The sequence below is a fragment of the Lysinibacillus sp. FSL M8-0216 genome (assembly GCF_038595555.1).
Lineage (GTDB): Bacteria > Bacillota > Bacilli > Bacillales_A > Planococcaceae > Lysinibacillus > Lysinibacillus fusiformis.
The window spans coordinates 4,793,633-4,806,583 of record NZ_CP152007.1; the positions used below are offsets into that span (position 1 = coordinate 4,793,633).

14 protein-coding genes are annotated in these 12,951 nt (G+C 36.3%); 1 reads left to right on the plus strand and 13 read right to left on the minus strand.

The window, feature by feature from the left end; genetic code table 11:
* Nucleotides 1–35: 35 nt before the first annotated feature.
* Nucleotides 36–236 carry a DUF951 domain-containing protein gene (locus MKX57_RS23910; protein WP_008177961.1) on the minus strand — a complete coding sequence of 67 codons (201 nt, stop codon included), beginning with the start codon at nt 234–236 and terminating at the stop codon, nt 36–38.
* Between the two features lies 1 nt (nt 237).
* Nucleotides 238–1,110 carry a mechanosensitive ion channel family protein gene (locus MKX57_RS23915; protein WP_043990424.1) on the minus strand — a complete coding sequence of 291 codons (873 nt, stop codon included), beginning with the start codon at nt 1,108–1,110 and terminating at the stop codon, nt 238–240.
* Nucleotides 1,111–1,201: 91 nt separating this feature from the next.
* Between MKX57_RS23915 and yyaC the strand changes: the two genes are divergently transcribed.
* Complete coding sequence (yyaC, locus tag MKX57_RS23920) at nt 1,202–1,834, plus strand: spore protease YyaC (RefSeq protein WP_036121907.1); 633 nt, start codon at nt 1,202–1,204, stop codon at nt 1,832–1,834.
* Here the strand turns inward: yyaC and MKX57_RS23925 are convergent.
* From MKX57_RS23925 to rpmH, 11 genes are all read right to left on the minus strand, one after another.
* A complete protein-coding gene (locus tag MKX57_RS23925) occupies nt 1,754–2,467 on the minus strand; it encodes a DUF554 domain-containing protein (RefSeq protein WP_342531391.1) in 714 nt (237 codons plus the stop codon). The genes yyaC and MKX57_RS23925 overlap by 81 nt on opposite strands.
* Before the next feature lie 77 nt (nt 2,468–2,544).
* Nucleotides 2,545–3,393 (minus strand): ParB/RepB/Spo0J family partition protein, encoded by an 849-nt coding sequence (locus MKX57_RS23930; protein WP_008177969.1) that lies wholly within the window; start codon nt 3,391–3,393, stop codon nt 2,545–2,547.
* Nucleotides 3,386–4,147, minus strand: coding sequence for an AAA family ATPase (locus MKX57_RS23935; protein WP_008177971.1), 762 nt, complete (start codon nt 4,145–4,147; stop codon nt 3,386–3,388). Before MKX57_RS23935 ends, MKX57_RS23930 begins: the two co-directional genes overlap by 8 nt.
* A 225-nt stretch (nt 4,148–4,372) precedes the next feature.
* Complete coding sequence (gene noc, locus MKX57_RS23940; protein ID WP_008177973.1) at nt 4,373–5,272, minus strand: nucleoid occlusion protein; 900 nt, start codon at nt 5,270–5,272, stop codon at nt 4,373–4,375.
* Between the two features lie 180 nt (nt 5,273–5,452).
* Nucleotides 5,453–6,169, minus strand: coding sequence for a 16S rRNA (guanine(527)-N(7))-methyltransferase RsmG (rsmG, locus tag MKX57_RS23945; RefSeq protein WP_008177975.1), 717 nt, complete (start codon nt 6,167–6,169; stop codon nt 5,453–5,455).
* Nucleotides 6,170–6,284: 115 nt separating this feature from the next.
* Nucleotides 6,285–8,177: a tRNA uridine-5-carboxymethylaminomethyl(34) synthesis enzyme MnmG gene (mnmG, locus tag MKX57_RS23950; protein ID WP_342531395.1), complete on the minus strand. Its 1,893-nt coding sequence runs from the start codon at nt 8,175–8,177 to the stop codon at nt 6,285–6,287.
* Between the two features lie 27 nt (nt 8,178–8,204).
* Entirely contained in the window at nt 8,205–9,590 is a 1,386-nt protein-coding gene (gene mnmE / locus MKX57_RS23955) for a tRNA uridine-5-carboxymethylaminomethyl(34) synthesis GTPase MnmE (RefSeq protein ID WP_008177979.1), read from the minus strand.
* Between the two features lie 251 nt (nt 9,591–9,841).
* Nucleotides 9,842–10,645: an RNA-binding cell elongation regulator Jag/EloR gene (gene jag, locus MKX57_RS23960; protein WP_008177981.1), complete on the minus strand. Its 804-nt coding sequence runs from the start codon at nt 10,643–10,645 to the stop codon at nt 9,842–9,844.
* On the minus strand, nt 10,642–11,412 hold the full coding sequence (yidC, locus tag MKX57_RS23965; RefSeq protein ID WP_008177983.1) for a membrane protein insertase YidC: 771 nt from the start codon (nt 11,410–11,412) through the stop codon (nt 10,642–10,644). Before yidC ends, jag begins: the two co-directional genes overlap by 4 nt.
* A 354-nt stretch (nt 11,413–11,766) precedes the next feature.
* Nucleotides 11,767–12,111 carry a ribonuclease P protein component gene (gene rnpA / locus MKX57_RS23970; RefSeq protein ID WP_043990425.1) on the minus strand — a complete coding sequence of 115 codons (345 nt, stop codon included), beginning with the start codon at nt 12,109–12,111 and terminating at the stop codon, nt 11,767–11,769.
* A gap of 100 nt (nt 12,112–12,211) precedes the next feature.
* Nucleotides 12,212–12,346: a 50S ribosomal protein L34 gene (rpmH, locus tag MKX57_RS23975; protein ID WP_004233310.1), complete on the minus strand. Its 135-nt coding sequence runs from the start codon at nt 12,344–12,346 to the stop codon at nt 12,212–12,214.
* Between the last annotated feature and the right edge of the window lie 605 nt (nt 12,347–12,951).

Below are 12,951 nucleotides of genomic sequence, written 5' to 3' on the forward strand. Positions count from 1 at the left end.
TTGATTCACTTACAAAAAGTCTAATATGCCTGAAGTTATGCCTCACTAGCAGAAAGTAAAACCTTTTTCATTTTTTTCTCAAATTCTCGACGTGGAATCATTACGCTATGTTGGCAACCTTCACATTTAATTCGAACATCGGCACCCATACGAATAATCTTCCATTTATTCGTACCACAAGGATGTTGCTTTTTCATTTCAACAATATCATTTAAACCATATTTCTTTTCTTCCACCTTACTCACTTCTCCCCTCACCTTTGTCATAGAACATCATTTTTGGATGGGCCATTGGTATACGATGCTCCTCAAAAAGCTTTGTCACATCTCGGCGTATACTACGAGCCACTCCATATTGTTGCTGTGGTAATGTTTCAGCAGCAATACGGATCGTTACCTCTGTACCTTTGACATTTTGTACACCTAAAAACACCGGTGCCGCTATTAATTCTTTATGTTTTTCTGGTAATGATTCTAGATATTGATTAATAACCATCTCAGCTTTTTCAAAGTCAGCATCCGCGGTCATTTGTAAATCTATAAAAATTTTGGAGTTGTTAACAGAGTAATTGACGACCTCACCAATTGCACCATTAGGAATGATAAATTGCTCTCCAGTCCCCCCATTAATTTTCGTAGTACGTAAACCAATTTCTACAACTGTACCTTCTGCTCCATTAATTTTTATATAATCCCCTACACCAAACTGATCTTCAAAAATAATAAAGAAGCCCGTGATAACATCCTTCACTAAACTTTGGGCACCAAAACCGACAGCTAATCCTACAATCCCTGCCCCTGCTAAAAGACCCGCTACCTTTATATTTAAAGAAGATAGAATGCCAATGATTGCAGAGAAATAAACAACATAGGAAATCACACTTTGTAATAATCTCGAAATCGTACGTTGACGTCGCTCTGAATGATTTAATGGGGATCGCATACGGATTAAAAATAATTTTTTAATCAATTTTTTACCCATTCTTACAGCTATCCAGGATACTAGTAAAATTAGCATAATCTCAATAGAAGAATCTATGACACCTTCCCAAAGTTTGTCAGATGTGAGCTTTTCCCAGTATCTCTCCATTAATTTCTTATTCCATTCCATCGTTTCCACCTCTTGAATAACTTGCTAAAAATTTGCGTATACTGCATAAAAATTGAGCACTTCTAAAAATAAAAAGAAAGTGAGTTTTTTTATGAATACTATACCAAATTTGTTACTACCTTATTCCCTTCATCACGAAAGTAAAAATGCTGTTTGGCAATTAAGTACATTATTTTTAGAATATATACCGTTTCATCATGAACGACTAATTTTTTGCTGCATTGGCAGCGACCGTTGTACAGGTGATACGCTTGGACCGTTAACGGGTAGCTTTTTAAATAAGTCAGTTAGCTTCCCCTATGAAATTGTCGGTTCTTTAGAAGATCCGCTACATGCTCTAAATCTAGATTCTACTATTCAACAGCTACACAATCATACTACAAAACCATTCATTATTGCGATTGATGCCTGTCTTGGTAGTGAACAAAATGTCGGTCATATTTCCGTTCAAAGCGGTCCTATTTTTCCTGGGAAGGCTGTAAAAAAAGAATTACCCCCAATCGGTGACATTTCCATTAAAGGAATCGTCAATATTGGAGGTTTTATGGAAATGCTTGTTTTACAAAATACAAGGCTTCATATTTCTTATGCTATGGCTGAAAAGCTTTCAAGAGCATTATTACTGGCCGCCCACCGTTATTCATTAAAAAATGTAGAAGAAAGCAACCATAATACCAACAATGACGATACCTGGCAGCAAGTTAGCAGCCTTGATCTTAGTTAAACCAGCTATATTTAACCCTATTGCCATAATCATAACGCCGCCAACGGCTGTCATTTCGGTAATATACATTTGTAGCGCAGCATCAGGTATAAAAGAACTAATGACCCCTGCAAAAACTGCAATTAATCCTTGATAAATAAAAACAGGTATCGCCGAAAGCAATACACCTATACCTAATGTGGATGCTAGAATAATGGATGTAAAACCATCAATTAATCCTTTAGTAATCAATACATTATGATCATTACGAAGACCGCTATCAAGTGCACCAATAACAGCCATGGAGCCAACAACAAAGATTAATGAAGCTGTGACAAACCCTTCTGCAATGCTAATTTGATTTTGATCATTTCGTTTTGTACGAAATAATGACTCTACCCATTTGCCAAGGCGATTCATTTGCTTATCTAAATCTAACCACTCACCTACTACAGTACCCACCACTAAACTTACGATTAAGATAATAAAATTATCACTTTCAAATCCCATTTTTATCCCTAATAGTGCGACTGCTAAACCAATTATGGATAGGACAGTAGACTTCATAGATTCAGGAATATTTTTGAAAATCCGCCCCACTAATGCACCTGCTATAATTAGCACAGCATTAATCAATGCCCCTAGTATTACCACCCTTTTGCCTTCCTTCTCTCTAAAAAATAGAGAGCGCCTGTTTGCTTGGCGCTCTGATTAAATTATATAAATATCATTTATTCTTCTTGTACATTTAGGATTTCTAAGATGCGCTCTAAATCATCTTCAGAGTAAAATTCTATTTCAATTTTCCCTTTATTATTATTCTTTCTAATTTGAACATTTGTTCCAAAATAATCTCTTAATTGAGATTCTTTCGCCGCCACAAATATATCTTTTTTCTTGGGCGGAATTGTTTCACGTGAAACTTCCTCATTTAAGGATTGTACTAACATTTCAACTTGGCGAACATTTAAACCTTGCTTCATTACCTTCATAGCTACTTCAGAGATTCGTCTTTTATTTTTTAAGCCGAGTAATGCCCTGCCTTGTCCCATAGATAGTGTCCCATCATTCATAAAATTTCGGACATCTTCTGGTAAAGCAAGGAGACGAACATGGTTAGCTATATGTGGTCTACTTTTTCCTAAACGCTTTGATAGCTCTTCCTGTGTTAAATGTAAGTTTTCCATTAAGCTTTGGTAGGCCTCTGCTTCTTCAATGACTGTTAGATCCTCACGCTGAAGGTTCTCTAGAATAGCTAGTTCCATCATTTGTGCGTCTGATAATTCTTTAATGATTACAGGAATAACATCTAAACCTGCTAGTAAACACGCTCGATAACGACGTTCCCCTGCAACGATTTCAAATTTACGCCCCTTTTTCCGTACAGCAATTGGTTGCAAAATGCCATGCTCATTAATCGAATCTGCTAATTCTTGTAAAGCTTCTTCATCAAAAATTTTACGAGGCTGAAATGGGTTCGCAACAATTAAATCTAATTGAATTTCTTCCACTAGCCCACTTTGTTCTAATGACTCTCCTGGAAATAGTGCACCAATGCCCTTTCCTAAACCTTTAGCCATTTTTAATCACTTCCCTCGCCATCTCCAAATAAACTTCTGCACCTCTAGATCTTGCGTCATAAGTGATGATTGGTTGCCCATGACTAGGTGCTTCACTTAAACGCACGTTACGAGGAATTATTGTTTTATATACTTTATCTTGGAAATATTTTTTCACTTCATCTATAACTTGTAAGCCAAGGTTTGTTCTTGCATCTAGCATTGTTAGTAAAACACCATCAATATATAACTGTTGGTTCAAATGCTTTTGTACAAGACGAACAGTAGATAGCAATTGGCTTAGACCTTCCAATGCGTAATATTCGCATTGTACTGGAATAATCAATGCATCTGAAGCTGTTAAAGCATTAATTGTTAAAAGTCCTAAAGATGGTGGACAGTCAATAATTATATAATCGAAATCTTCTTTTACATTTTGTAATGCATGTTTCAAACGTACTTCCCTTGAAATAGTCGACACCAATTCAATTTCAGCGCCTGCAAGCGAAATTGTGGCTGGTACAATTGATAAATTATCTACATTTGTTTTTTGAATGACATTTTCAACATCTTCATCATCAATGAGCACATCATAAATACAACTTTGAATGTCTCCTTTATTAATACCAAGGCCACTTGTTGTATTCCCTTGCGGATCAGTATCAATAAGTAGCACTTTCTTACCTAAATAGGCTAGGCAAGCGCTCAAATTGACTGAAGTTGTTGTTTTTCCTACGCCACCCTTTTGATTGGCGATTGCTATAATTCTACCCATTTAAAAGCACCTGCTTTCATTTATCAACGTTTACTTTGACAAATCATTTGTAAAATCAATGTATTTAACCCGCTATCTAACTTTCATTCTATCAAAAAAACAGTTAGAAGTTGTATAAAATATTAAGAATATATACAAAAAAGGAGACACCTCATTCAACTTTCTGAGATATCTCCTTTTTACAGTGAGAGAAAAGTTACTAATAAATTATTCCGAGATAATTTATTACACCTTTTTCTTTTTAGGTATCTTCACCGTAATTTGATAATATTCTTCTGTATCTTCTTCTTCCGTATTTACCGTAATACCACTTTTCGTTACCATCGTTAATGATTGCTTAATAGTATTTAAGGCTATACGGACATCTTTACTAATGGCTTTGCGCTTCGGCCTTGCTTTCTTTGGTACCGACTCCTCCTGCTCGTCTGTTACCGGATGCAAGATGACCTGAATCTGTTCCTCTAACTGGCGAACATTCCAATCATTATCAACTGTTTGTTGTAAAATTTCTAGTTGTAATGGTTGATCTTTAATAGCAATTAATGCACGTGCATGTCGCTCAGAGATCTTGCGCTGTAATATGGCTTGTTGCACTTCATCTGGAAGCCTTAATAAACGTAATTTATTGGCTACAGTGGATTGTCCTTTTCCAAGTCTTTGGGCAAGAGCTTCTTGTGTGAGCTCATGTAGCTCCAACAATTTTTGATAGGCTACCGCTTCTTCAATTGCAGTTAATTCCTCACGCTGTAAGTTCTCTATTAACGCAATAGAAGCTGTCTCCTTATCGGTTAAATTACGTACAATAGCAGGAACCTCTGTCCATTGTAGCTTTTTCATAGCTCGATAACGACGCTCACCGGCAATGATTTCATATTGATTTTCTGATGTTTTACGTACAACAATTGGCTGAATCACACCATGCGTATGAATGGTTCTTGATAATTCTTCAATTTTTTCATCATCAAAAATAGTACGTGGCTGAAAACGGTTAGGTACAATTTCATCAATAGGCAATTTTATGACTTCTTCTGCTGTTTGAACCGCCTCTGCTTGTTCTACTTCATTTTTCACAATAGGCTCTGTTTTACTTCCGCCTCCAAAAAAACGTGAAAAAGGACTTTTCATCCAAGTGGCACCACCTTTAAGTAACTATCTTGCTCTGTCTCATTCTATTATTATTTATTATATTTCCTCAAATGTATATAGTTCATAGATGACTTTTGCGTGAACCATCCATAACTAGTATGTATGCTCAAAATAGAAAAAATATATTCTACTTTGAGAAAGTTTCACATGAAACACTAATTATTGAATTGGTGTTTTATTTGGTACACCTGGCTTACGCGGGTATTTTTTCGGTGTTCCTTTTATTTTATCAAATATATATAAAGTGCGGTCACTTTCTTCCACAGGTAGCTTGAAAGAATATTCTTCTTTCAGTTTAACACCTAGTGTTGTTAATGCTTTTTTAGCATCTTTTAATTCTTCTGCACCTGCAGCTGCTTTTAAGGCAACAAAATAGCCATCTTGTTTTGCTAATGGCACACATAGCTCCGATAAAACAGATAAACGAGCTACTGCACGTGCTGTCACCACATCATATTGTTCACGATATTTTAAATTTTGACCAAACTCTTCTGCGCGGGCATGCACAAAATTCATATTTTCTAATTGTAACTCATCACTTAAATGGTTTAAAAATGTAATTCTTTTATTTAAGGAGTCGACAATTGTGACATGTAAATGTGGGAAACAGATTTTTATTGGGATACTGGGGAAACCAGCACCTGCTCCTACATCACAAACAGTTATTACTTTTGAAAAATCAAAATAAAATGAGGCACTGATTGAGTCAAAGAAATGTTTTAAATAAACACCTTCTAAATCTGTAATAGCAGTCAGGTTCATCTTTTCATTCCACTCGACTAGTAATTCAAAGTATTTTTTAAATTGAGCAATTTGCTTTTCGGAAAGCTCGATGCCCTTTTTTTTAAGTGCCTCAATAAATTGTTGTTCGTTCATGTAAAGTCTCCTTTATTAATCTAGCCATACTAGTACATCTTAACAATAGTATTGCTTTAAAAATAGGAAGCGGGCACAATGGTATGCCCGCCCCTTATTCACTTTACTGTTCTTATTAACCGCTTATTTTCGCGATTTTACCTTGTTCAATGTAAACAAGCAGAATAGAAATATCTGCTGGGTTCACACCAGAAATACGAGAGGCTTGTGCAATGGAAAGCGGTGTAACTTGTTTTAATTTTTGACGCGCTTCTGTCGCTAAACCAGAAATCGCATCATAATCAATGTTTTCAGGGATTTTTTTATTTTCCATTTTATGCAGCTTCTCTACTTGTAGCAATGCCTTTTCGATATAGCCTTCATATTTAAGCTGAATTTCAATTTGCTCTTTTATTTCTTCTGTAAATTCAATATCTGCCGGGATTAATGAGGAAATCATCTCATAATGCATTTCTGGGCGTTTTAGTAAATCAGCGCCCCGAATTCCATCTTTTAATTCACTACCTCCAGCAGAACGAATAACAGCTTGTGTAGCTTCATTCGGTTTAATAATTATTTCACGAAGACGTGCAATTTCATTGTCAATCAATGCTTTTTTCTCAACGAATTTTTCATATCGTTCTTGTGGAACCATGCCGATTTTATAGGCTAACTCTAATAATCGTAAATCAGCGTTATCATGACGTAACAATAAGCGATACTCTGCACGAGATGTTAGTAAACGATAAGGCTCGTTTGTTCCTTTTGTCACAAGATCATCGATGAGTACCCCAATATAGGCATCCGAACGACTAAGGATTAACTCCTCTTTACCAAGTACATTAGCTGCAGCATTCATTCCTGCCATTAATCCTTGGGCAGCCGCTTCCTCATAGCCCGATGTACCATTAATTTGGCCAGCTGTATATAAGCCTTTAATGCGCTTTGTTTCTAGTGTTGGCCACAATTGTGTAGGTACAATTGAATCATATTCAATGGCATAGCCAGCACGCATCATTTCTGCGTTCTCTAAGCCTGGGATTGATTTTAGTAAACGTGTTTGAACATGCTCTGGTAGGCTTGTTGATAAACCTTGAACATAAACCTCACGTGTATTACGTCCTTCTGGCTCTAAGAAAATTTGATGTCTCGGCTTATCGTTGAAGCGTACTACTTTATCTTCAATTGAAGGGCAGTAGCGTGGACCTGTCCCTTTAATCATCCCAGAATACATCGGTGAAAGATGTAAATTCGCCTCAATTATTTCATGTGTTTCAGGGCTTGTATACGTTAACCAGCAAGGTAGTTGGTCCATAATGAATTCCGTTGTTTCAAAACTAAATGCACGAGGAATTTCATCTCCTGGTTGAATTTCAGTTTTATCATAATCAATTGTACGATTATTAACACGTGGTGGTGTACCTGTTTTAAATCGAACAAGGTCAAAACCAAGCTCTTTTAAATTATCAGCTAAGCGAATTGACGGTTGTTGGTTATTAGGACCACTTGAATATTTTATATCCCCAATAATAATTTCACCGCGTAGGAAGGTACCTGTTGTGACAACTACTGTTTTGGCACGATAAATAGCACCGATTTGTGTAATAACCCCTGTTACTTCTCCATCCTCAATGATAAGTTCTTCTACCATTCCTTGATGGATTGTTAAGTTTTCGGTTTCCTCTAATATGCGTTTCATCTCTTGTTGATACAAAACTTTGTCAGCTTGCGCACGTAATGCACGTACAGCTGGGCCTTTTCCTGTATTTAACATTCGCATTTGAATATGTGTTTTATCTATAACTTTCCCCATGACGCCACCTAAAGCGTCTATTTCACGTACGACGATTCCTTTGGCAGGACCACCAATGGATGGATTACATGGCATAAATGCAATCATATCTAAGTTGATCGTTAACATCAGTGTGTTAGCACCCATTTTAGCCGCAGCATGTGCAGCTTCTGAACCTGCATGACCTGCGCCAATGACGATCACATCAAACGTGCCTGCCTCATATTTTGTTGGCATGCTCGTATCTTCCTTTCTTTCTTAAAGTTATTTTCCTAAACAAAACTGAGAAAATAGCTGGTTGATTAGGCTTTCTTGCACAGTGTCACCTATAATCTCACCAAGTAATTCCCAAGTTCTTGTGACATCAATTTGTACCATATCAACTGGAACTCCAGCTTGAGCAGCCGCTATTGCATCCTCAACTGTTGCCTGTGCTTGATGCAATAGTGCAATATGTCTTGCATTTGAAACATATGTTAAATCGCCCGCTTCAAGTTGCCCTTCAAAGAACAATGCAGCTATCGCTTCTTCTAGCTCTGTAACACCCTCCTCCTGTAAGAGAGAAGTTGTTACAATGCGATGTTTACCTGCTAGCTCTTTGACACGCGCTAAATTAATTTTTTGCGGTAGATCTGTTTTATTGATAATAACGATGTAGTCCATCGCCTCAATAGTTTCGAATAAACGCTCGTCCTCAGCAGTTAACTCATCTGCATAGTTTAATACAAATAATATTAAGTCTGCACCTCGAAGCGCTTCTCTCGAACGTTCTACGCCAATTCGTTCAACAATGTCTTCTGTCTCACGAATACCCGCTGTATCCACTAAACGAAGTGGAACACCGCGTACATTGACGTACTCTTCTATAATATCACGAGTAGTACCAGCAATATCTGTCACTATGGCCTTATTTTCCTGTACCAAGCTATTTAAAAGAGAAGATTTCCCTACATTTGGACGCCCCAAAATAACAGTCGATAAACCCTCTCGTAATATTTTCCCTTGAGAAGATGTTTGAAGAAGTTTAATAATTTCATCTCGTACCCATGTACATTTTTCTACTAAAACAGGTACAGTCATCTCTTCTACATCATCATACTCTGGATAATCTATATTAACCTCTACTTGCGCTAATGTCTCTAGTAAAGCTTGGCGCAAGTCACCAATAAGTCTTGATAATTTTCCATCCATCTGACCTAAGGCAACATTCATTGCTCGGTCTGTTTTGGCTCTTATCAAATCCATTACTGCTTCAGCCTGAGATAAATCAATACGCCCATTTAAAAACGCACGTTTAGTAAATTCACCTGGCTCTGCTAGTCTTGCTCCATTCGTTAATGCTAGTTGTAAAACACGATTAACTGAAACTAATCCACCGTGACAATTTATTTCAACTACGTCCTCGCGTGTGAAAGTTTTTGGACCACGCATTAATGATAGCATTACTTCCTCTACTACCTCTTTTGTTTTAGGATCCACTAAATGACCATAATGAATAGTGTGCGAATCCTTTGTCGTTAAACTTTTTCCACCTGGTGATTTAAATATTTTATCTGCAATCGCCACTGCTTCGTCCCCACTTAAACGAACGATGGCTATGGCACCTTCACCCATAGGTGTGGATATCGCAGCAATTGTATCAAACTCCATTTAATGACCTCCTTAACGTTATCCACATGTGGATAATCGAAACCGACCAATACTTACTAACACCTTAGACTAACATATTTTCAACAAAATCTAAAGTAAGGATCATTTCCAAATGTGGATAACAACCATTTTTTTATAGGACTGAATTTCGACAAAAATACTTATTCTTTGTCTCATAAAAAAAGGTCACTTTATCGCGAGGGATAAAATGACCTTTAAAACTATAGTGTCTGTATGTTTTTGAAAATAATCTAATTGTTTTTGACAGGCTCAATGACTAAATAACGATTAGGTTCTGAGCCTTCTGAATACGTCTCAAGATCAAGACGATTAGCTAATTGATTATGAATTATTTTTCTTTCGTATGACGGCATTGGTTCAAATGCCACACGTTGATTTGAACGTAATGCTTTATCCGCCATTCGATCAGCAAGTAACTCTAAAGCTACTTGTCGACGTTCGCGATAGTTTTCCACATCTAATTTCACCATTAAGAACTGCTTAGCGCTTTTATTGAGCACTAGCTGCGTTAATTGCTGTAAGGAATTTAATGTTTGACCACGTTTCCCGATAAGTAGAGCAGCTTTCTCACTTTTCAGCTGAAAATAAACGTATTTCCCTTCACGTGTCGTAGTTATTTCAAGATCATCAATATCCAATTGCTCAGCAATCGTTACTAAATAAGCTTTTGCCTCCTCAATTGGGTTTGCTGAATCTTCTTCCTCATTTTGTTCGTTTACAACTTTTTGAACAGCTTCGATTTCATTTGGTTGATCAGAAACTTGTGAACTGATTGTTTCAACATCATCTACTGCTAATTGTTTGTCTAATTGAGTCGTTATTTGCGATTCGGCTTCTTCACTTTCAATTACCGGAATCTGAACTTCCTTTACAGTTACACGAACTTCTGCGGAACGTGCACCAAAACCTAAAAATCCTTTTTTACCTTCTTGTAAAACTTCAACATCTACTTGTTCACGGGTTTTGCCAAGTTTCTGTAACGCCAATGAGATCGCTTCTTTTGTTGTTGCGCCTATTTGCGTAAGTTGTTTCACTTTTTAGCCCCTCCATTTTGAGCAGGTTGTGTTTTATCTTTATTCCAAGGCTTATAAATATACAGGTTTTGGAAAATCGAAATAATGTTCCCGATTACCCAATATAGTGATAATGCAGCTGGTAAGGCCATACCAAAAGCAATGATCATGAATGGCATAATATACATCATAATTTTCATTTGAGGATTATCCATTGCTGGTCCTGTACGTAATACGATAAATTGCATTAAACCTGCTGTAATTGCTAATGCAGGTGCAGGATCCGCTAGAGGGAAGATAAAGAAATTCCCTAAATCAAATGTAGATGTAGCATTCATACGGCTAATTGCATGATAGAAACCAATTAAAATTGGCATTTGAATGATTACTGGTAAACACCCTGCAAGTGGGTTTACACCTGATTCACTCATCAGCTTCATCATTTCTTGCTGATATTGTTGTTGTGTCTGAGCATCCTTAGAAGCATACTTCTTTTGCAGTTCCTTCAATTTTGGCTGAATTTCTTGCATCTTTTTAGAACTCTTTGTTTGTTTAATCATTAGTGGCAAAATTGCTAAACGAATAATAATCGTTACGGCAATGATCCCCCATGCGTACGTGCCAAGTAGCTCAGCAAAGTATTTTATCGCTGATACCAACGGCCAAACAATGAATTCATTCCAGAAGCCAGTGCTGTCTTTGGAAATTGGTTCATTGAATTCTGTACAACCAGATAGTAGTAGAGCTACTGATACTAGTGACAAAATTACCCAATGTTGTTTTTTCAACCTTCTTCCCCCTACAATTACTATTCACTTTTTCTAAATCTATATGCATCTTCTTTATTCACTGACTGACAGTTTCCTGCCCTAAAATCTGTGACATCTGACAGCAGCTTTATCTCAGCTTAAACAAAGATAAAGTTATCAGCTATTTTATCATGCCTATAACGTTTCACTCTACTAAATATTCTCACAATATACACTTATTCCTGAGTTTTGTGGCGAATTTAACATATTTTTAAGTGAAATCTAACGTTAAAAATACCCCTATACGTATACTTCCCTAGGTTATGGTATGCAATCTCACTCTCATTCTTAAAGCTAATAATACAGGCGCATTTTACCACTCGGTTGCATACATTACACTTTCTTCAATACCTTTGCGATTTTTAGTACATGTTGCAAACTTTGTTTCACTTCATGAAAATCCATAGTGGCCGCCGGTTGTCTGGCGATAATAACATAATCCATATTCGTCTTTAGATCATCCTTTAAGTCAAGAATACTATGTCGAATATAGCGTTTTATTTGGTTGCGTTTTACCGCATTCCCAAGCTTTTTACTAACCGATAAACCTACACGAAATTCTGTTTGTTCCTCTTTTGATAAAAAGTAAACAACAAACTGACGATTAGCGAAAGATTTACCTTTTTTAAACACCTTTTGAAAATCATCATTCTTCTTCACTCTTTGGCGTTTTTTCATTTCTTTCACCTGCTAATAGATAATATCTTTTGATCCTCATTTCTAGGTTTACCAAAAATAAAGAAAAAAAAGACCACTGATGTGGCTCAGTGGACTTATTTTATGCTGATAAAACTTTTCTTCCTTTACGACGACGAGCAGCAAGAACTTTGCGACCGTTTTTCGTGCTCATACGTGCGCGGAAACCGTGAACTTTACTGTGTTTACGTTTCTTTGGTTGGTAAGTACGTTTCATTTATATAGACACCTCCTGATATATGAGTTGAATTTTTCAACATACAGACTCGAATATTATATAAAGTAACTAGTTATTTTGTCAATGTATTTCACAAATTTCTTTTAGGTAGTCATTCTATGTATCTTAATGAATCTACTTCATCTTCCCCAATGACCATTCCAATACTCCGAAAAAAACAATATTACTAACTTTTTTTTAAAATATTTATCCACAGAATACTTGTTTTTTTTGCACAGAGTTGTGTATAGTGTTTTTTGCATATTTTTTTATCCACAACATTTATCTACAGTTTTTTCACATACGCAGTGCTTGTGGACAACTCTAAAGTGCATAACTACAAGCTATGTGGATAAGTTTCATAAACTATTGAAATAGCTTTGTTTTTCTGATACGATTACTGTGCTTCACTTTGTTGAAAACTGAAATGAACATTTTAATTATCCACAACTGTTAATATGCTGTGGATAATTTTTATCACAGCCTTTGGTTAACTTTTATCCACAACTTGTGATTATGTGGACGAGTTGTAAAATGAACGTATTTGCCATTTCTATAAATGCAATTTTTTTTATGTATTGAACACTGTAAAGGAGATTAGTAGC